19 protein-coding genes are annotated in these 19112 nt (G+C 66.4%); 11 read left to right on the top strand and 8 right to left on the bottom strand.

Annotation, left to right across the window (positions count from 1 at the left end; genetic code table 11):
- Positions 1 to 89 precede the first annotated feature (89 nt).
- On the top strand, positions 90 to 887 hold the full coding sequence (locus BIU82_RS06690) for an SDR family NAD(P)-dependent oxidoreductase (protein ID WP_070348699.1): 798 nt from the start codon (positions 90 to 92) through the stop codon (positions 885 to 887).
- Positions 880 to 1227 carry a zinc ribbon domain-containing protein YjdM gene (locus BIU82_RS06685; RefSeq protein ID WP_070348698.1) on the top strand — a complete coding sequence of 116 codons (348 nt, stop codon included), beginning with the start codon at positions 880 to 882 and terminating at the stop codon, positions 1225 to 1227. The genes BIU82_RS06690 and BIU82_RS06685 overlap by 8 nt, the downstream gene beginning before the upstream one ends.
- 8 nt (positions 1228 to 1235) lie before the next feature.
- Here BIU82_RS06685 and BIU82_RS06680 read toward each other — a convergent pair whose 3' ends face one another.
- The 3 genes from BIU82_RS06680 to BIU82_RS06670 all read right to left on the bottom strand — a co-directional run bounded on the left by BIU82_RS06680 (position 1236) and on the right by BIU82_RS06670 (position 3457).
- Positions 1236 to 1682 (bottom strand): MarR family transcriptional regulator, encoded by a 447-nt coding sequence (locus tag BIU82_RS06680; RefSeq protein WP_070348697.1) that lies wholly within the window; start codon positions 1680 to 1682, stop codon positions 1236 to 1238.
- Between the two features lie 170 nt (positions 1683 to 1852).
- Positions 1853 to 2521, bottom strand: a complete 669-nt coding sequence (locus BIU82_RS06675) for a hypothetical protein (RefSeq protein ID WP_070348696.1) — start codon at positions 2519 to 2521, stop codon at positions 1853 to 1855.
- A gap of 57 nt (positions 2522 to 2578) precedes the next feature.
- Positions 2579 to 3457 (bottom strand): DNA-formamidopyrimidine glycosylase family protein, encoded by an 879-nt coding sequence (locus BIU82_RS06670; protein WP_070348695.1) that lies wholly within the window; start codon positions 3455 to 3457, stop codon positions 2579 to 2581.
- A gap of 152 nt (positions 3458 to 3609) precedes the next feature.
- On the opposite strand from BIU82_RS06670, the gene gcvH reads away from it, so the two are divergent.
- The 5 genes from gcvH (at position 3610) to BIU82_RS06645 (ending at position 6676) form a co-directional block, all read left to right on the top strand.
- Entirely contained in the window at positions 3610 to 3996 is a 387-nt protein-coding gene (gene gcvH, locus BIU82_RS06665) for a glycine cleavage system protein GcvH (RefSeq protein ID WP_070348694.1), read from the top strand.
- Positions 3997 to 4128: 132 nt separating this feature from the next.
- The gene (locus tag BIU82_RS06660; protein WP_070348693.1) at positions 4129 to 4605 is read left to right on the top strand and encodes an FHA domain-containing protein; all 477 of its coding nucleotides are present in this window, start codon (positions 4129 to 4131) and stop codon (positions 4603 to 4605) included.
- A 17-nt stretch (positions 4606 to 4622) separates the two neighbouring features.
- Positions 4623 to 5345, top strand: coding sequence for a MerR family transcriptional regulator (locus BIU82_RS06655; protein ID WP_070348692.1), 723 nt, complete (start codon positions 4623 to 4625; stop codon positions 5343 to 5345).
- The gene (locus BIU82_RS06650) at positions 5345 to 5842 is read left to right on the top strand and encodes a bifunctional nuclease family protein (RefSeq protein WP_070348691.1); all 498 of its coding nucleotides are present in this window, start codon (positions 5345 to 5347) and stop codon (positions 5840 to 5842) included. The genes BIU82_RS06655 and BIU82_RS06650 overlap by 1 nt, the downstream gene beginning before the upstream one ends.
- 240 nt (positions 5843 to 6082) lie before the next feature.
- Positions 6083 to 6676, top strand: a complete 594-nt coding sequence (locus BIU82_RS06645; protein WP_070348690.1) for a MerR family transcriptional regulator — start codon at positions 6083 to 6085, stop codon at positions 6674 to 6676.
- A gap of 75 nt (positions 6677 to 6751) precedes the next feature.
- Here the strand turns inward: BIU82_RS06645 and BIU82_RS06640 are convergent, their stop codons facing one another.
- Complete coding sequence (locus BIU82_RS06640) at positions 6752 to 7594, bottom strand: ParA family protein (RefSeq protein ID WP_070348689.1); 843 nt, start codon at positions 7592 to 7594, stop codon at positions 6752 to 6754.
- A gap of 292 nt (positions 7595 to 7886) precedes the next feature.
- On the opposite strand from BIU82_RS06640, the gene BIU82_RS06635 reads away from it, so the two are divergent.
- Positions 7887 to 11282 (top strand): pyruvate carboxylase, encoded by a 3396-nt coding sequence (locus BIU82_RS06635; RefSeq protein WP_070348688.1) that lies wholly within the window; start codon positions 7887 to 7889, stop codon positions 11280 to 11282.
- A 147-nt stretch (positions 11283 to 11429) separates the two neighbouring features.
- On the opposite strand, the gene BIU82_RS06630 is transcribed toward BIU82_RS06635, so the two are convergent.
- The gene (locus tag BIU82_RS06630) at positions 11430 to 13238 is read right to left on the bottom strand and encodes a long-chain fatty acid--CoA ligase (RefSeq protein WP_070348687.1); all 1809 of its coding nucleotides are present in this window, start codon (positions 13236 to 13238) and stop codon (positions 11430 to 11432) included.
- A gap of 177 nt (positions 13239 to 13415) precedes the next feature.
- On the opposite strand from BIU82_RS06630, the gene BIU82_RS06625 reads away from it, so the two are divergent.
- Positions 13416 to 14474 (top strand): ROK family glucokinase, encoded by a 1059-nt coding sequence (locus BIU82_RS06625; RefSeq protein WP_139146531.1) that lies wholly within the window; start codon positions 13416 to 13418, stop codon positions 14472 to 14474.
- Here the strand turns inward: BIU82_RS06625 and BIU82_RS06620 are convergent, their stop codons facing one another.
- The 3 genes from BIU82_RS06620 to BIU82_RS06610 are packed head-to-tail and all read right to left on the bottom strand — an operon-like array spanning position 14475 to position 16551.
- Entirely contained in the window at positions 14475 to 14975 is a 501-nt protein-coding gene (locus BIU82_RS06620) for a hypothetical protein (RefSeq protein WP_070348686.1), read from the bottom strand.
- Positions 14972 to 15757, bottom strand: a complete 786-nt coding sequence (locus BIU82_RS06615; RefSeq protein ID WP_070348685.1) for an alpha/beta fold hydrolase — start codon at positions 15755 to 15757, stop codon at positions 14972 to 14974. Before BIU82_RS06615 ends, BIU82_RS06620 begins: the two co-directional genes overlap by 4 nt.
- Positions 15754 to 16551, bottom strand: a complete 798-nt coding sequence (locus BIU82_RS06610) for an alpha/beta fold hydrolase (RefSeq protein WP_070348684.1) — start codon at positions 16549 to 16551, stop codon at positions 15754 to 15756. The genes BIU82_RS06615 and BIU82_RS06610 overlap by 4 nt, the downstream gene beginning before the upstream one ends.
- A gap of 108 nt (positions 16552 to 16659) precedes the next feature.
- On the opposite strand from BIU82_RS06610, the gene BIU82_RS06605 reads away from it, so the two are divergent.
- Positions 16660 to 17373 carry a lysophospholipid acyltransferase family protein gene (locus BIU82_RS06605; RefSeq protein ID WP_070348683.1) on the top strand — a complete coding sequence of 238 codons (714 nt, stop codon included), beginning with the start codon at positions 16660 to 16662 and terminating at the stop codon, positions 17371 to 17373.
- A gap of 67 nt (positions 17374 to 17440) precedes the next feature.
- Positions 17441 to 18838 carry a class II 3-deoxy-7-phosphoheptulonate synthase gene (locus BIU82_RS06600; protein ID WP_171906513.1) on the top strand — a complete coding sequence of 466 codons (1398 nt, stop codon included), beginning with the start codon at positions 17441 to 17443 and terminating at the stop codon, positions 18836 to 18838.
- Positions 18839 to 19112 lie beyond the last annotated feature (274 nt).

Below are 19112 nucleotides of genomic sequence, written 5' to 3'. Positions count from 1 at the left end.
ACGCAAGTATCAGGCGCAAGCAACTATATTGTGAGATGCGTCGCCTGGGTTCCGTCCGTACGCCGTGCCCCGCACGATCAAGGAGGATCATGAAGCGCTTCGAAGGCAAGGTCTGCCTGGTGACCGGAGCCGGCCACGGGATCGGCGCCGCCGCGGTGCGCCGCCTTTATGCGGAGGGTGCCGCCGTCGCGCTCGCGGAATTGGATGTCGACGCCGCCGCGCGGCTCGCCGCGGAATTGGACCCCGACGGCGGCAGGAGCCTCGTGCTGTCCTGCGAGCTCACTGGCCGCGGCTCCGTGGACGCGGCGGTTGCCGCCGTCGTCGCACGTTTCGGGCGGCTGGACGTCCTGGTGAACGTCGCCGGCGGTGCGCTCAGGCACCCGCCCCTGGCGGAGGGAATGAGTGACGGGGACTGGAACGCCGACCTCGACCTCAACCTCAGCGGCCCCATGCGGTTGATCCGCGCGGCAGTGCAGCATTTGCGCGCGCGGGGCGGGGCCGTGGTGCTGGTCGGCTCCGTCAACGGAATTGCTGCGTTCGGCGGAGAGTCCTATTCCGCGGCAAAGGCGGGGCTCGGCCTCTTGGCGAAGAACCTCGCCGTTACCCTTGGCCCGGACGGCGTCCGCCTCAACATGGTGGCGCCCGGAACCATCCGCACCCGGGTCTGGGACGCGCAGGGCGGGCCGGACCATTTGGCGCCGTTGTACCCGCTCGGCAGGGTCGGCGAGCCGGAGGATGTCGCTTCCGCGATCGCTTTCCTTGCCTCCGGCGACGCCGCATGGATCACCGGTGTCACGCTCCCGGTAGACGGCGGGGCGCTCGCCGGTCCGTTGCAGTTCTCGCAGAATTTCGACCGGCCCGCGCCGGTATCATTGGACGGTGAGTGAATCCCTGCCCCCGTGCCCCGAATGTTCCAGCGAATACACCTACGAAATGGGTGCGCTGCTCGTCTGCCCCGAATGTGCCCATGAGTGGGAGGCTCAGGCCGAAGGTGAGAGCCAGGGGGAGCGCCTCATCAAGGACGCCGTGGGCAATGTGCTCAGCGATGGCGATACCGTCACCATCATCAAAGACCTGAAGGTCAAGGGCAGCTCCACGTCCATCAAGGTGGGCACCAAGGTCCGCAACATCCGCCTGGTGGATGGCGTGGGCGACCACGACATCGACTGCAAAGTGGACGGCTTCGGCCCCATGCAACTGAAGTCGAGCGTCGTCAAGAAGGCCTAGCTGAAGAGCTAAACCGCCTGCAGTGCTCCCAGGGCCCGCACGAGCGGTTCCAGCTCCGGAACGGCTTCGGCTTCCTGGAGTGCCTTCTCCAGTGCTTCGTCGTGGACCGGGCGGGCTGCCAGCAGGAGCTTCTGCCCGGCGTCGGTCAGTTCCGTGTAAATGCCGCGGCGGTCATCGGCGCAGAGGATGCGGGTGAGCAATGCGCGGTCCTCAAGCCGGTTCACCAGGCGGGTGGTGGCGCTGCTGGACAGGGCGGTGGCACGCGCCAGCTGCTGCATGCGCATGTGCCAGCCGTCCTGCCGGCTCAGGGCGTCGAGCACCGTGTACTCCACCACGGACAGGCCGGCGGCTGATTGCAGCGCCTTCTCCAGTGCAGTTTCGATGCTTGCGTGCAGGGCGGCGAGGGTCCGCCAGCCTTGCGCGCGGACTTCCACGGCGTCGTCCTTGATGCCCATTTCCTGTAACTCCTGCCGATTGAGGGGAACGCGCCGGCGGTGGCCTGGCTGTAGTGCGCGCCACCATATATAGAGCGCGTGCAACTAATATTCTACGGCCGTGCGGCCCACGTAGCCAGCCCGCGCATGCGAGAGGCCCGTCACCATGCGGTGACGGGCCTCTGCGGGAATTACTTCTGGTCCGGCTGCCCGTCGAAATCGGGCGAGCCGTCGAAGACATCAGTGATCCTCGCCTTCGCGTCGCCCAGCGCAGCGGCCGGGCCCGACGTCGGCCGGCCGGCTGCGGCGCGTTCAGCCTCTTTCTCTGCCTGGAGGCGTTCCTTTTCGGCCTGCTTGAGAGCCTTCATCTTCCGTCCCCGGCCGCGCCACAGGCCGATCAGAACCACCAGCAGCACCGCGGCGGCGAAACCGGCGATCGCGGAGATCAGCGTTGAGGTCCGGAAACCCGGTGCATCGACATCGAGGACCCGCTGGCCGGCGTGGGCCGCGTTGTCGGAACCCAGTGCGATGGCGAGGGTGAGCAGGTTCGGCGTCGAGATCGCCACGCCAAGGATCACCAAGGCAATCTTGAACGGCCAGCCCACCTTCTTGTTCAAACCGATCAGCGCTACGAGGGTTGCGGCGAACGTGAAGACGAAACCATAGAACATGCCGGCCAGGATGCCGCCGGAGATGCTGCCGTTGACCTGCTGGCCGATGGTCTGGGACCACCAGCGGGGAAGGAATGCGGCGAGGGCAAAGTAGGAGATGACGGCGAAGACCAACGCGACAAGGATCAGGATGATCTTGGCGCCCCAGTTGCCTTTTTTCTTCGGGGGTACTGGTGCTTGTTCTGTCATGGGACCCATCATGGCAGAACGCGGGCTCCCTGCCTTGTCAAATCCGCCGTGGCGGCGTTACCTGGCCAGGACCTGCCCGCCGGTCTGGCAGCCGGGGCAGTATTGGAAGGAGGTCCCCACGTAGGCCAGTTCCTGGATGGTGTCTCCGCAGACCGGGCAGTCCTCGCCGTTACGGCCGTGGACTGCCATTGACGCCTTCTTCGCAGCCTTGAGCTTGTCCGGTGCGAGCCCCGTCAACTCTCCGGCGGCATCGCTCAGGACCTGCCGCATGGCGGTGTAGAGCCGCTCCACCGAGCCCGTGTCCAGCGATGCTCCCGGCGCCAGGGGCGAGAGCTTGGCTGCGTGCAGAATCTCGTCGCTGTAGCCGTTGCCGATACCCGCGATCTTTTTCTGGTCCCGGATGATGTCCTTGATCCGTTGCTTTGAGGTCAGCAGCCGGGCGAAGTCTTCCAGTGTGAATTCCGGGTCCAGCGCTTCCGGGCCGAGCTCCGCGATCCCGGGAACCACCTCCGGGTCGTGGACGATGTGCACGGCCAGGCCTTTCCATCGTCCGTAGTCCATGAGGTCCACGCCATGCTCCGTTCCGTCCTTTACCAGGCCAATGCGGGCCATGATGGGCCCGGCAGCCGGCTTGGCCGCAGACACCGCTTCGGGAGCGTCCTTGACCTCGGGAAGTTTCCCGGACACCCGCACCCACCCCGACTTCCCGAAGTTGGCAACGAGGGCCGGCCCGCCGCCGTCGGGATCCGTGTCAAAAACCAGGAACTTTCCGCGCCGCACCACCCGGATAAGGGTGCGTCCGGCAACAATGTCGGGGGAGACGTCTTTGTTTTTCAGGGCGAACGCCGTAGGGAACTGCAGGCTGGCCACCGTGGCCCCTGCAAGCTGCCCGTCCAGCCAGGCCGCCAGGGCCGTGAGTTCGGGAAGTTCAGGCATGGCAATGCTCCTCCAAAAGCAGGGCGGACCCTCTTCCGCCCATCATTCCAGAGACCCGTGGGGAGGCGGGAGGATTGTGCCTATACTTTCAGCGGCGGCGCGGAAGCCTGCTCCGCCGTCGTGGTCCTCAACGTCCCGATGAAAGGCGACCCATGAGCAACATTCCTGCCGATCTCTCCTACACCGCCGAGCACGAATGGGTGGCTGCCCCCAACGCCGATGGCGTCGTCCGCATCGGCATCACCGACTTCGCGCAGGACGCCCTGGGCGACGTCGTCTACGTCCAGATGCCCGAGCCCGGCACCACCATCACCGGCAACGAAGTGGTGGGCGAAGTCGAATCCACCAAGAGCGTCAGCGACATCTACGCCCCGGTGAGCGGCGAAGTCATCGCGCGCAACGATGCCCTGGACAGCGACCCCGCCCTGATCAACTCCGATCCGTACGGCGAAGGCTGGCTCCTGGAGATCAAGCTTGCCGAAGCAGATGCCACCGAATCGCTGCTCAGTGCATCCGAGTACGAACAGCAGGTAGGCTAAAACCAACTGGTCAGGAACGCCGGTTCTCCCTCCCCGGGAGAACCGGCGGACCAGCAACCCGTTTGGCCCGGCGGAACCGGGCAGCAGCGAACCGGCGTCTGTGTGAGCCGCCGGCGGATGAGGAGGATTTCCATGGTTGGCGGCGAACAGAACCCGGTCCCGGGCCGGTCCGAAGGACTGGAACAGCCGACCTCGGAGACCACCTCGATCCAACTCACCCCGATCAGCAGCGAGCCGGGCATCACCCCCAAGCTGCTCTCCGAAGAGCGCGCAGCAGTTGACGCCCTGCCTCCCGGTTCGGCGCTCCTGATCGCGCACAGCGGCCCGAACGCCGGCGCCCGCTTCCTGCTCGACTCGGACAACACGACGGCGGGCCGCCACCCGGACGCCGATATCTTCCTTGACGACGTCACGGTTTCCCGCAAGCACGTCGAATTCCACCGCACCGCCGGCGGCTTCGAGGTGGTGGATACCGGCAGCCTGAACGGTACCTACGTCAACCACGACCGTGTGGACAGCGTGCAGCTGAAGAACGGCAGCGAAGTCCAGATCGGCAAGTTCCGCCTCACCTTCTACCTGAGCCCTGCGCGCGCTGCAGGCCAGGCCTGAATCCGGAGTACCTGCCTGTGGCACTTGCCCAGCCGGAACGGCGTGGACCCCAGGTCCTGAACATCGGCGAGGTCCTCGCCCAGTTGAGCGACGACTTCCCCGCGATGACCGCGTCCAAGATCCGCTTCCTTGAAGAAAAGGGACTGATCAATCCGAAGCGGACTCCCGCGGGGTACCGCCAGTACTCGGACAGCGACGTCGAGCGCCTGCGCTTTGTCCTGGCGCTGCAGCGCGACCAGTACCTGCCGCTGAAGGTCATCAAGGACTACCTTGACGCGATCGACCGCGGCGAACGGCCAGAGAACCTCCCGCCGGGAGTCACTGTTTCCCCGCGCATCGTCTCGGACGAACTTGCCGCCGAGCTGAAGGGGCGTGCGCGCGCCCTCACGGAGGAGCAGTTGCGCACCGAGTCCGGCGCCAGCGTCCCGCTCCTGCAGTCGCTGCTCAGTTTCGGGCTGATCAGCCATGTGAACGGGAAGTTCGATGAGCACGCCCTGCAGGTGGCTCGTGCTTGCGTCCAGTTGGAGGGCCACGGCCTGGAGCCGCGGCACCTCCGTCCGTTCCAGGCGGCGGCTGAGCGTGAGTTCGGCCTTGTGGAGCGTGCCGTCGGACCGCTCATGTCCCGGAAAGACGCCGCTTCGCAGGCCCGCGCAGCGGAAGCTGCCCGGGAAATCAGCGAACTTTGCCTCACCCTGCACCGGGCCCTGGTGCAGGACCGGATCTCGCGCATGGAATCGTGATGATTGAAGTCGAGATTGTCGGAGTACGGATCGAGCTCCCCTCCAACCAGCCGCTGGTCCTCCTGAAGGAACTCCAGGGAGACCGGCACGTGCCCATTTGGATCGGCACGCCCGAGGCCAGTGCCATCGCCCTGGCCCAGCAGGGTGTCGTCCCGCCCCGGCCCATGACCCATGACCTCTTGGTGGATGTCGTGGAGGCCCTCGGCCATGCGATCGTCACTGTGAACATTGTGGCCGTGGAAGACAACATCTTCTACGGGCAGCTCCAGTTCGACGACGGCACCACCGTCAGCTCCCGTGCTTCGGACGCGCTGGCGCTGGCGCTGCGGGCCAAGTGCCGCATCTGGTGCGCGGACGCCGTGATGGAAGAAGCCGGCGTGCGGATCACCGAGCACGACGACGGCGAGGAAGCCGAGCCCACCGTGGACGAGGAACGCGAAATGCGCCGTTTCCGCGAGTTCCTGGATGACGTCGAACCCGAGGATTTTGAAGGCTGAGGGCTTCTTAACGTTAAAGTCGAAGGTGAAAGTTTCGACACGGCGTGAAAATGCCCCAAACGTCTTTGACCTTGGGCCTCCGCCCGCCTAACGTCGGAGGTATCAAGTTCCCGTTGCATACACGGCCTGCGCAAGTCACACTGGAGAGTGCGGACGCGTTTGAAATTACACGATTGACGTTCCATTCGTGTCGGCTGTGGAGGCGCCATCCCCAGGGGAACTTCGGACAAGGAGGGTCACGTGAGTCCCAAAGGCGAAGCAGGCGAGCTGAAGCAGGCCTCGATTGGTGTTGCTGCGCCCGCTAGCGGTGCCCAGGGTCTTCTTTTCACCGAGGACCTTCCCGTCCTTGACGAAGACGCCGGCTATCGTGGCCCCACCGCGTGCAAGGCGGCGGGCATCACCTACCGCCAGCTCGACTACTGGGCGCGTACCGGCCTCGTCGAACCCGCGGTGCGCGGTGCCGCCGGCTCCGGTTCCCAGCGGCTTTACAGCTTCCGCGACATCCTCGTCCTCAAGGTCGTCAAGCGCCTCCTCGATACCGGGGTGTCCCTCCAGCAGATCCGCACCGCCGTCGAACACCTGCGGGAGCGCGGCGTCGAAGACCTCGCGCAGATCACCCTCATGAGCGACGGCGCCAGCGTCTATGAATGCACTTCCGCGGATGAAGTGATCGACCTCGTGCAGGGCGGCCAAGGCGTCTTCGGCATCGCCGTCGGCCGCGTTTGGCGCGAGGTGGAAGGCAGCCTCGCCGAACTTCCCAGCGAGCACGCAGCCGACCAGACGTTCCCCGACGACGAACTCAGCAAGCGCCGCTCGGCCCGCCGCACCGGCTAGGCCGGAATACACCCAAGACGCCAAGAAGGCCTCCTTCCCCGGATAGTTCCGGGAAGGAGGCCTTGCTTTTGCGTATTACTGGGCGCGACGGCGGGTCTGGCCATTGGAGGCCAACAGGTTCTGCAGAAGTGCGTCGAAGAGCTTCGCAGTGCTTTTGGCGGAATCGCCGGGCCAGTGGTGCACGGCGTGGGCCGCGCCTTGGATCTGCTGCCAGTTCGCTTGTTCGGGGATGTGCGGCGAGAGCAGGAGTTCGCCGAACATCGACTCCATCTCGGCGAGGCGGAAGCCGTGCTCCGAGGAGCCGCTGCGTACCCGGTTGGCAACGATGCCCGCCGGAGCCAGCTGCGGTGCGAATTCCTTGCGGAAGAGCTGGATGGCGCGCATGGTGCGTTCGGTGCCGGCCACGGAGAACAGGCCCGGCTCGGCTACCAGGACAACGCGGTTGCTCGCGTTCCATGCCATGCGGGTCAGCCCGTTCAGTGACGGAGGGCAGTCCACCAAGACCAGTTCGTACGAGGCGGCCCCGGCCAATACCGAGGAGAGTCTGCGCAGGTCGCGGCGTCCGAGGTCCGGGCGGTCATAGATACCGGTGAAGGCGGATCCGACGGCGACATCCAGGACGGGGCGGCCGTTGCGTTCAGCAGGGGAGGCCTCGCCCCCGGCAGCCGGGATCTGGCCGATCCAGCCGCTGGCTGCCACATTCTCGTTCAGGCGGGCCCGGCGGGGGTTCTTCAGCATCCGGCCGATGTCGAGCTGTTCGGTGGGCTGGACGCCCAGTGCTGTTGTTGCGTCCGCGTGGGGATCAAGGTCTACAACAAGGGTGGGGATGCCGGCAGCCAGTGCCGCCGATGCCAGTCCCGTCGTCACGGACGTCTTGCCCACGCCGCCCTTGAGGCTGCTGATGCTGACTACTTGCACTTGAAAACCCAAAACCTAACGCCGGTTGCCGTGTAGCTGTGGTGAGTGTCCCGGCCCGGCCGGAACGGGGGCCTGGCTCACGCCCCAGAACATTCTATGTGGAGGAGGCGGGGATTCCCGGCTTCACGGTTTTCGGGGCCTGCCGCGGTCCGTTTTCCTAGCACATTGGAGGGCGTTTACCTCACGTGACGGCCGTCATTGTGACGGTCGACACAAAGATTTGTGTTTGTCCGGGCCGTTCTTACACACTGTGACCACCGACCGGTTACACCCGCAATGATGCAGGAGAAGTATGTTTTCCAAAGTTCTGGTGGCCAATCGCGGCGAAATCGCGATCCGTGCCTTTCGCGCCGGCTATGAGCTCGGCGCCAAGACTGTAGCGGTTTTCCCCCATGAGGATCGGAATTCGATCCACCGGCAGAAAGCCGATGAGGCCTACCTGATTGGTGAAGAGGGCCATCCGGTCCGTGCTTACCTGGATGTTGCGGAGGTTGTCAGGGTAGCGAAGGAAGCCGGGGCGGACGCCATTTACCCGGGCTACGGCTTCCTCTCCGAGAACCCGGACCTTGCCCGTGCCGCGAAGGCCGAGGGCATCACCTTCGTCGGCCCGCCCGCCGAGGTCCTGGAACTCGCCGGAAACAAGGTTGCGGCGCTCGAGGCCGCCCGCAAGGCTGGCGTGCCGGTCCTGAAGTCCAGCGCCCCCTCCCGTGACATCGACGAGCTGATCGCCGCTGCGGACGAGATCGGCTTCCCGATCTTCGCGAAGGCCGTCGCAGGTGGTGGCGGCCGCGGCATGCGCCGTGTCGAAACCCGCGAGGCCCTTCCCGAGGCCCTGCAGTCCGCCATGCGCGAAGCCGACGCCGCCTTCGGTGATCCCACGATGTTCCTGGAGCAGGCCGTGCTGCGTCCGCGCCACATCGAGGTGCAGATCCTCGCCGACGCCGAGGGCAACGTCATCCACCTCTTCGAGCGCGACTGTTCGCTGCAGCGCCGCCACCAGAAGGTCATCGAGATCGCACCGGCCCCGCAGCTGGACGACTCCATCCGCCAGGCCCTGTACCGCGACGCGGTCGCCTTCGCGAAGGCGCTGAACTACGTCAACGCCGGTACCGTCGAGTTCCTCGTGGACACTGCCGGCGAACGCGCCGGACAGCACGTCTTCATCGAAATGAACCCGCGCATCCAGGTGGAGCACACGGTCACCGAAGAGATCACCGACGTCGACCTTGTCCAGGCCCAGATGCGCATCGCCTCAGGCGAGACGCTCGCGGACCTCGGCCTCAGCCAGGACAGCGTTTTCATCAAGGGCGCAGCACTGCAGTGCCGCATCACCACCGAGGACCCGGCCAACGGCTTCCGCCCGGACGTCGGAAAGATCACCGGTTACCGTTCCGCCGGCGGCGCCGGTGTGCGGCTCGACGGCGGCACCGTGTACTCGGGTGCCGAAATCAGCCCGCACTTCGACTCCATGCTGGTCAAGCTCACCTGCCGCGGACGCGACTACCCGGCCGCCGTCAAGCGCGCCCGACGTGCCCTGGCCGAGTTCCGCATCCGCGGAGTGTCCACCAACATCCCGTTCCTGCAGGCCGTGCTGGACGACGAAGACTTCGTGGCCGGCAACGTGGCCACGTCCTTCATTGACGAACGCCCCGAACTGCTCAAGTCCCGCGTGTCTGCCGACCGCGGTACCAAGCTCCTCACGTGGCTGGCCGACGTCACCGTCAACAAGCCCAACGGCGAGCTCCCTGTCCACTCCGATCCGGCAGCCAAGCTGCCGTCGGTCGAAGGTAAGGAGATCCCGGCCGGTTCGCGCCAGAAGCTGCTGGAACTGGGCCCCGAAGGCTTCGCCAAGGCGCTGCGCGAGCAGAGCGGCGTCGCCGTCACGGATACCACCTTCCGCGACGCTCACCAGTCCCTGCTGGCCACCCGCGTGCGCACCCGGGACCTTGTGGCCGCAGCCCCGGCCGTCGCTGCCCTGACGCCGCAGCTGCTCTCTGTCGAAGCCTGGGGCGGTGCCACCTACGACGTGGCCCTGCGCTTCCTCGGCGAAGACCCCTGGGACCGCCTCGCCGCCCTGCGCAAGGCCTTGCCCAACGTCTGCCTGCAGATGCTGCTCCGCGGCCGCAACACGGTGGGCTACACCCCGTACCCGGAGGAAGTCACCGAGGCCTTCGTCAACGAGGCCGCTGCCACTGGCATCGACATCTTCCGCATCTTCGACGCCCTGAACGACGTCAACCAGATGGCTCCGGCCATCCGCGCTGTCCGGGCCACCGGCACCGCCGTCGCGGAAGTGGCACTGTGCTACACCAGCGACATGCTGGATCCGGAAGAGAAGCTCTACACGCTGGACTACTACCTTGAGCTGGCACAGCGCATCGTGGATGCCGGCGCGCACATCCTCGCCATCAAGGACATGGCGGGCCTGCTGCGTCCGGCCGCGGCCGCCAAGCTTGTCACGGCACTGCGCGAGCGTTTCGACCTCCCGGTCCACCTGCACACGCACGACACCGCAGGCGGCCAGCTCGCCACCCTGCTGGCGGCCGTGGATGCAGGAGTCGACGCCGTCGACGCCGCCTCCGCCTCGCTCGCAGGCACCACCAGCCAGCCGTCCGCCTCAGCGCTCGTGGCCGCCCTCGCGCACACGCCGCGGGACACCGGCCTGGACCTGGCTGCCGTCAGCGCGATGGAACCGTACTGGGAAGCCGTGCGCCGGGTGTACGCCCCGTTCGAATCCGGGCTGCCGGGTCCGACCGGCCGTGTGTACCAGCACGAGATCCCGGGCGGCCAGCTGTCCAACCTGCGCCAGCAGGCCATCGCCCTGGGCCTTGGCGAACAGTTCGAAGCCATCGAGGACATGTACACCGCCGCCGACCGCATCCTGGGCCGCCTGGTCAAGGTCACGCCATCGTCGAAGGTGGTGGGCGACCTTGCCCTGCACCTGGTGGGCCTGAACGCCGATCCTGCCGACTTCAACGAGAACCCGCAGAACTACGACATCCCGGATTCCGTCATCGGATTCCTGTCCGGCGAACTCGGCGATCCTCCCGGAGGCTGGCCGGAGCCGTTCCGCACCAAGGCCCTGCAGGGCCGCAGCATCAAGGTGCGGGACGTCGAGCTCAGCGCCGAAGACAGCGCCGCGCTCAAGTCCGACTCCGCTACCCGCCGCCAGACGCTGAACCGCCTGCTCTTCGCCGGTCCCACCAAGGACTACCTGAAGAGCGTGGAAAGCTACGGCAACCTCTCGGTGCTGGATACCCGCGATTACCTGTACGGCCTGCAGCGCGGCGCTGAACACGTCATCGAACTGGAAAAGGGCGTGCGCCTGATCGCTTCCCTCGAGGCGGTGTCCGAACCCGACGAAAAGGGCATGCGCACCGTACTGTGCAAGCTCAACGGCCAGTCCCGTCCCGTGGTGGTGCGGGACAAGTCCGTGGTCAGCAACGTCAAGACGGCGGAGAAGGCCGATCCGTCCCAGCCGGGCCAGGTGGCCGCTCCGTTCGCCGGTGCCGTGACCGTCACGGCCAAGGTGGGCGATGCCGTCAACGCGGGCGATACCGTTGCCACCATTGAGGCGATGAAGATGGAAGCATCCATCACGACGCCGGTGGCCGGCACTGTTTCCCGGATCGCCGTCAACGCCGTGGAACAGGTCCAGGGCGGAGACCTGCTGATCGTCGTCGAGTAGGCGGCCCGCAGTAGATATGGAGGAGGCCCCGGGCAGCAGCCCGGGGCCTCCTTCAGTGAACGGTGATCGAGTGGCTGGTGATCGAGCTTGTCGAGATCCAGGTTTCGACAGGCTCAACCACCACCAACAGACTCAACCACCGGCGGGTCAGCCGCGCGGCGCCGAGTACATCTCCTCGATGACGGTTTCGAAGTCCTTCATGACCTGCGCGCGCTTGACCTTCATGGACGGGGTCAGGTGCCCCGACGCTTCCGTGAAATCCGAGGCGACAATCCGGAAGGACTTGATGGCCTCGGCCTGCGATACCGACTGGTTGGCCTTGCTGATCAGTTCCTGCACGGCGGCCCGGACCACGCTGTTTCCGGCCGCTTCCTCGAGGGTGGTGCCGGCCGGGAGGCCATGGCGTTCGAGCCAGCCGGGGAGGGCTTCTTCGTCCAGGGTCACCAGGGCGCCGATGAAGGGGCGGTTGTCGCCGAGCACCAGGACCTGGGACACCAAGGCGTCAGCCCGGATCTGGTCCTCAAGCAGGGCAGGAACCACGTTCTTGCCACCGGCCGTGACGATGATTTCCTTCTTGCGGCCGGTGATCTTCAGGAAGCCTTGGCCGTCCAGCTCACCGATGTCGCCGGTGCGGAACCAGCCGTCCACGAAGGTTTCGGCCAGCAAGTCGTCGCGCTTGTAGTAGCCCTTCATGACGCAGACGCCCTTGGCGAGGATTTCGCCGTCGTCCGCAATCCTGACGGCGTTGCCCGGAAGCGGGCGTCCCACCGTGCCGATCTTGATGAGGGACGGCGTGTTCACGGAGACCGGCGCAGTGGTCTCCGTGAGGCCGTAGCCTTCGAGGATCTGCAAGCCGATGCCCTGGAAGAAGTGGCCGAGGCGTTCACCGAGCGGGCCGCCGCCGGAGACCGCGTGGCTGACCTGGCCGCCCATGGCCGCCCGGAGCTTGCCGTAGACCAAGCGGTCGAACAGGGCGTGCTTGAGCCGCAGCCCCAGGCCTACCGAACCGGACTGGCGGGCCTTCGAGTACGCGATCGCCGTGTCTGCCGCCTTGTGGAAGATACCGCCCTTGCCGCCGTCTTCGGCCTTGCTGAGCGCCGAGTTGTACACCTTCTCGAATACGCGGGGCACGGCCAGGATGAAGGAGGGCTTGAAGCTCTGGAGATCGGACAGCAGGTTCTTGATGTCCGGGGTGTGCGCCACTTGCGCGCCGGCCGCCACGGCCAGGACCGAGATGAAGCGGGCGAACACGTGGGCGAGCGGCAGGAACATGATGGTCCGCGCGTTCTCGTTGACCACATCGCCCAGTGAAGCCAGGGCGTTTTCGGACAGTTCCACGAAATTCCCGTGGCTCAGTTCGCAGCCCTTGGGGCGGCCGGTGGTCCCGGAGGTGTAGATGATCGTGGCGGTATCCGACAGGACGGCCTTGCTGCGGCGGGATTCGAGTTCCTCGTCGCTGACACCGGCGCCGGCGCTCCGGAGGAGATCGAGTCCGCCGCCTTCAAGCTGCCAGACGTTGGCCACGGTACCGAGGTCCTGCCCGGCGACGGCCTGGCGGATGATGTCCTCGTGGTGTGCAGCCTCGGCAAAGGCGGCCACCGCTCCGGAGTCGCCGAGGTTCCAGGCCACCTGGGACGGGGAGGAGGTTTCGTAGATCGGGACGGAGATGCCGCCGGCGAACCAGATGGCGAAGTCGACCAGGGACCATTCGTAGCGCGTGCGGGACATGATGCCCACCCGGTCGCCGGCCTGCACGCCGTTGGCGATCAGGCCCTTTGCCAGGGCGGACACATCCGCAAGGAACTCGCGTGCCCGGATGTCCTGCCATTGGCCCGCGCCGTTCAGCTTGGCGAACAGGGCGGGGTTGGAGGGCTTGTTTGCCTGCCGGATCACGAGGTCCGTGATGTTGGTTTCAGGGGCAACATTCACCAGGGGCGGAACACTGACTTCACGCACGATAGCTCCTTTGATATCAACAGACCAATGCAGGGCTGCTCTAACTCTAACGCTCCGGGTCACCGGGTGTGTCGGAGTTCACCTACTGGCGAGTAACTTTACGGTGAAGCCCGGATTTCCGCCAATAGGCCGTATGTGCGCGGCGTGATCCGGTGGCGCCCGGATTAAGATGGCGGGATGCTGAATTTCGCCCTGCCCGCAGGCCGCGCCACCCGCACAGTGCGCTGGTCCAGCTCAGCTGCCGTCCGCCGTCGTGGAGCCGTACGCCAGCACCGCCGGGGGCTGGCGATCGGAATCGACATCGGCGGGACGAAAGTCGCGGCTGGAGTCGTCGACGCCGAAGGCCGGGTCCTCGAGGAGCAGCGCCGGGCGACGCCCGGCCGCGACCCGCGCGCCGTCGAGCGGGTGATCGTGGAGCTCGTGCAGGATCTGGGCGAACGCCACCGGATCGCGTCGCTGGGCATCGGCGCCGCGGGGTGGATGGATCTCGACGGCGGCACGGTGCTGTTCAGTCCGCACCTCGCCTGGCGGAACGAGCCCCTGCGGGACAAGCTGCAGGAGATGCTGCGCCGCCCGGTGCTGGTGGTCAACGACGCCGATGCCGCCGCCTGGGCCGAGTGGCGGTTCGGCGCGGGCCGCGGCGAGAGCCGGCTTGTGTGTATCACCCTGGGAACCGGCATCGGCGGTGCGATGGTGATGGACGGCCGGCTGGAACGCGGACGGTTCGGAGTGGCGGGAGAATTCGGCCACCAGGTGGCCGTCCCCGGCGGGCACCGTTGTGAATGCGGCAACCGCGGCTGCTGGGAGCAATACGCCTCCGGCAACGCCCTGGGCCGGGAAGCGCGCGAACTTGCACGGCGTAACTCACCCCTGGCGCACGAACTGCTGAAGGCCAGCGGTGGCGTGGTGGATGACATCACCGGCCTGACCGTGTCCCAGCTGGCCAAGGCGGGGGACCCGGCGTCGAAGGAACTGCTCGAAGAAGTGGGGCAGTGGCTTGGCCTGGGCCTGGCCAACCTTGCAGCAGCCCTTGATCCGGGGACCTTCGTGATCGGCGGTGGCTTGTGCGACGCCGGTGAGCTGCTGGCCGGCCCGGCCCGGCAGGCTTTCGCCCGGAACCTGACCGGCCGCGGTTTCCGGCCGCCGGCCGCGATCAAGCTGGCGGAACTCGGCCCCAAGGCGGGGATGATCGGCGCCGCGGACCTCTCCCGGGTCAGCGGCAGGCGGCACGGCTAGTCAGACGCGGGCGCCGTCGTCGTAGTCATCCTTTTCACGGGGTAAACGCATGATCAGGTAGACCACGGAGGCGAGGAATGCCGCCACCATGCCCAGGACGGCCGGCAGGGGAGCCGAACGCCAGAACATGGCAGTGAACAGGAGGCCCAAGGGCCCGCCGATGGCACCCAGCCAGGCGAGCATGGTCAACGGCTCGGTGCCGGCGAGGCTTGGCGGTTCCTCCGGGATGAAGCCTTCCTCGTCGTCGGCCACCTCGTAGTCGCGGGGGCCGGGGGCTGCGGGATTGCTGGCTTCCGGGCCGGAGAAGGTGCGCGAAAGCCCCAAGGGATCGAAATCGCTGAAGCTGCCGGTGCGGGGCGTTTCGGGTTCCCCGGGGGCGTCGTCCGCGGTTTCCGGGAGCTCCTCCGGCATGGCTTCGAGCCTCGCGACAAGGTCAAGCCAGACGGCGTCGTCGTCCTTGTTCGCGCTCTGGTCCGCCGAATCCGGTCCGGGCCTGTTCATGGGTGCTGTCCTTCGGGTGAGGAGGCCGTGAGTTCTGCAACGGTCTTCCGGATGAACTCGGCAGACGCCTGGAAGATTCCCGGGGCGTCGTTGTCGAGGGTTGCCACGTGGTAGCTGTTTTCCAGGACCGTGAGCTCTACGGGAGCCGTCACGAGCCGCCGCAGCTGCCGGATGCTGGCATCGGACACCACATGGTCCACCGAGGAGCGGAAGACACGTACCGGCGCGGAGATCCGGGGGAGCAGGGCCCAGGTGTCCTTGTACATTTTCTTCAGTTCATGGGCGGCGGCCACCGGGGTGCGGGGGTAGGCGCCTTCATCGACTCCCGGCTTTCGGATGTCGTTGGCGATGGCCGGCGTGGACTTCATGACGTGCTTGAGGAGTCCCACCACCACGGCCCGGGGATCGTCGAGCACCAGGCCCGGGTTGACCACGATCGTCCCGGCCACCGGCCGGGTGGCGCCGATCCGCAGTGCCAAGGCGCCGCCCATGGACATGCCTGCGGCGAAGACGTAGTCGCATTCGGACTGCAGTTCAAGGTAGGCGGCGTCCACCGCGTTGTGCCATTCCTGCCAGCGCCGGGTGGCCATGTCCTGCCAGGTGGTGCCGTGGCCGGGAAGCAATGGCAGGCGCACGGCGAAACCCTCTTCGGCGAGGTACCGTGCCCACGGCCGCATGCTGTGCGGGCTGCCCGTGAATCCATGGCTCATCACCACTCCGATGCTGGGCCCGGAGCCGGTGAAGCTGCTCGAAAACGGAGAGAAATCAGGGAGGGAATTCATGATGACTCCGAGGCTACTCTGTCCGCGGCATGGCGCAGGAAAAAGGCGGCTGATTCTTCGAAGATCAGCGGCGCGTCCACGTCCAGCGTGGCCACATGCCCGCTGTGCGGCAGGGGGCGGACCGTGAATTCCCTGCTTCCGATGCGCTTGCGGACCATCTCCACGGAACTCGGCGGCACCACCGCGTCCTCCGCCGATTTGAAGACCAAAGCCGGTGCCGTGAGGGCCGGCAGGGCCCGGTAGGTGGAGCGGAACAATTTCTTCAGCTCGTGCACCGCTGCAAGCGGCGTGAGGGAGTAGTCGCCGTCGTCGGTGTGCGGCGCCGTCGGGTTTTCCTCCTGCACCGGCACCGTGGTGCGCATGACGTGCTTAAGCGCGGCGATGTATCGCACCCGGCGGTCGTAGAAACTCAGTCCCGGGTTCACGACGGCGACCCCCGCCACCGGGTGGCGGGCAGCGGTCCGCAGCGCCACGGCCCCGCCCATGGATAGGCCGGCGACGAAGCAGCGGGACGTTCCGGCCGCGAGCTCGAGGTAGCTGTCTTCGAAGGTGCCGTACCAGTCCTTCCAGGAGGTGCGGGCGAGGTCCTTCCAGTGCGTGCCGTGGCCGGGAAGCAGCGGCACGGTGACCGCGAAGCCCAGTGAGGCCAGGTGTTCTGCCCAGGGCATGATGCTGAGCGGGCTGCCGGTGAAGCCGTGGCAGAGTGCGATTCCGGTGCCGGCGTTGGCTCCGTGCCCGGCGTACCGGAACGGCTTCGGTCCGGAAGGCACGGGGTTCGCGCTGGTTTCCGTCATGGGTCCATCGTGTCACTGTTCCGGTCAATTCACACACGAGTTAGGGTGGCAGTGAGCGCCGAACGGAAGCGTCCGGCCATATTCATATGCCGCCGGGGAGGAACCACGGTGTTCTATTGGGTCATGAAACGGATCTTCATCGGTCCGATCCTCAAACTGCTGTTCCGTCCGTGGATCAAGGGCCTGGACAACATTCCAGAGCGCGGTGCCGCGATCCTGGCGTCGAACCACCTGTCCTTCTCGGACTCGATCTTCCTTCCCTTGATGGTGCGGAGGCCGGTGATCTTCCTGGCCAAGTCCGAGTACTTCACGGGGACCGGCATCAAGGGCCGCCTGACTGCCCTGTTCTTCCGGCTGAGCAAGCAGCTGCCCATGGACCGGTCCGGCGGTGCGGCTTCGGAAGTATCGCTGCAGGCCGGACGCGGTGTCCTGCACGGCGGAGGATTGCTGGGCATCTATCCGGAAGGCACGCGCAGCCCCGACGCCCGCCTCTACCGTGGCAAGGCCGGCGTGGCGAAGCTGGCGCTGCAGACCCGGGTGCCGGTGATCCCGGTGGCGATGATCGGAACCGAGAAGGTCCAGCCCATCGGCAAGAGGATTCCCAACATCCGGCGCATCGGCATGATCATCGGCCAGCCCCTGGACTTCAGCGAACACTACGGAAATGAAGAAGACCGGACCGTCCAGCGCGAGGTCACCGACCGCATCATGTACGAGATCATGCGGCTCTCCGGGCAGGAGTACGTGGACGAGTACGCGGCCGATGTGAAGGCCCGGCTCGCGGGCAAAGAGGACGACGGCGGGCGCCCCGGGAAAGTATGACGGCACCGTGCGTCCGGGTTACGGCAGCCGTGCCCCAAAGCGCCCGGCGGGCCACTAGTCTTGTAGGGTGACTGAGCTAATTCCCGCACCTTCCATGACCGGCCCCATGACCAGCACCGCGCAGAGCGGCGCCGCTGACTATCCGGGCCTGGACGACTGGCGTGAGCTGCCGATCTCGCAGCAGCCCACTTGGGCGGACAAGGACGTTTTCGACGCTTCCGTCAAGGAACTTTCGGTGCTGCCGCCACTCGTCTTCGCCGGCGAAGTGGACATCCTGCGTGAGCGGCTCGCCGCTGCGGCCCAGGGCCGTGCCTTCCTGCTCCAGGGCGGTGACTGCGCGGAAACCTTCGAAGGCGCCACCGCTGACAAGATCAGCGCCCGCGTCAAGACCATCCTGCAGATGGCCGTGGTCCTGACCTACGGTGCGGCGATGCCCGTCATCAAGATGGGCCGCATGGCCGGCCAGTTCGCCAAGCCGCGCTCCTCCAACGAGGAAACCCGTGACGGCGTCACGCTGCCCGCATACCGCGGCGACATCGTCAACGGCTACGACTTCACCCCGGAATCCCGCGCCCACGATGCTGGCCGCATGCTCAAGGCGTACCACACCTCCGCTTCGACCTTGAACCTCATCCGGGCGTTCACCCAGGGCGGCTTCGCGGACCTCCGCCTGGTGCACCAGTGGAACAAGGGCTTCACCGAGAACCCGGCCCACGCCCGCTACGAATCCCTGGCCCGGGACATCGACCGCGCCATCCGCTTCATGGACTCCTGCGGCGCGGACTTCGAAGCCCTGAAGCGCGTGGAGTTCTTCGCCAGCCACGAAGCCCTGCTCCTGGACTACGAGCGCGCCCTCACCCGTATCGACTCCCGCACCGGCCTGCCGTACGACACCTCCGGCCACTTCCTGTGGATCGGCGAACGTACCCGCGAGCTCGACCACGCCCACGTGGACTTCCTGTCCCGCGTGCGCAACCCCATCGGCGTCAAGCTCGGCCCGGGCACCAGCGGTGACGACGCCCTGCGCCTCATCGACAAGCTGGACCCGAACCGCGAACCGGGCCGCCTCACCTTCATCACCCGCATGGGTGCGAAGAACATCCGCGAGAAGCTGCCCGCCGTCGTCGAACGGGTCACGGCCTCCGGCGCCCAGGTGCTCTGGGTGACCGACCCGATGCACGGCAACACGGTCACCTCGCCCAACGGCTACAAGACCCGCAACTTCGACGACGTCATTGACGAGGTGCGCGGTTTCTTCGAAGTGCACCAGTCGCTGGGCACCGTTCCGGGCGGCCTGCACGTGGAAATGACCGGCGACGACGTCGCCGAGTGCCTGGGAGGCGCGGACCCGATCGACCAGGACGCCTTCCTGGACCGCTACGAGTCCGTCTGCGACCCGCGCCTGAACCACATGCAGTCGCTGGAAATGGCCTTCCTCGTTGCAGGGGCACTGGCCAAGCACTAAGCGCGAACGTACACATGAGGCCCCGGAATCCGGGCGGGTTCTAGCGGTCGTTGCAACACCCTGACTTCGGGAGTTGCAACGACCGTGGTTCGTTTAAGCGGTGATTCATCAGGTTCTGGCTGGTACCGGCAGGAACATAAGGACGCATTTTTCGTAGTGTTTGATCGTCTGCAGGACACGACGGCGGCTGCTAAAGCTTGCGGGATTAATCCAGCGACCGGGGCAGCCTGGGTTCGGAAGGCTGGGTTGAAGGGCCTCGGGAAACGGGGAAGAG

The sequence above is a fragment of the Arthrobacter sp. SW1 genome, from assembly GCF_001766675.1.
Classification (GTDB): domain Bacteria; phylum Actinomycetota; class Actinomycetes; order Actinomycetales; family Micrococcaceae; genus Arthrobacter.
Note: the sequence above shows the minus strand (reverse complement) of the source record. Positions and strands in the feature narration are given on the sequence as shown.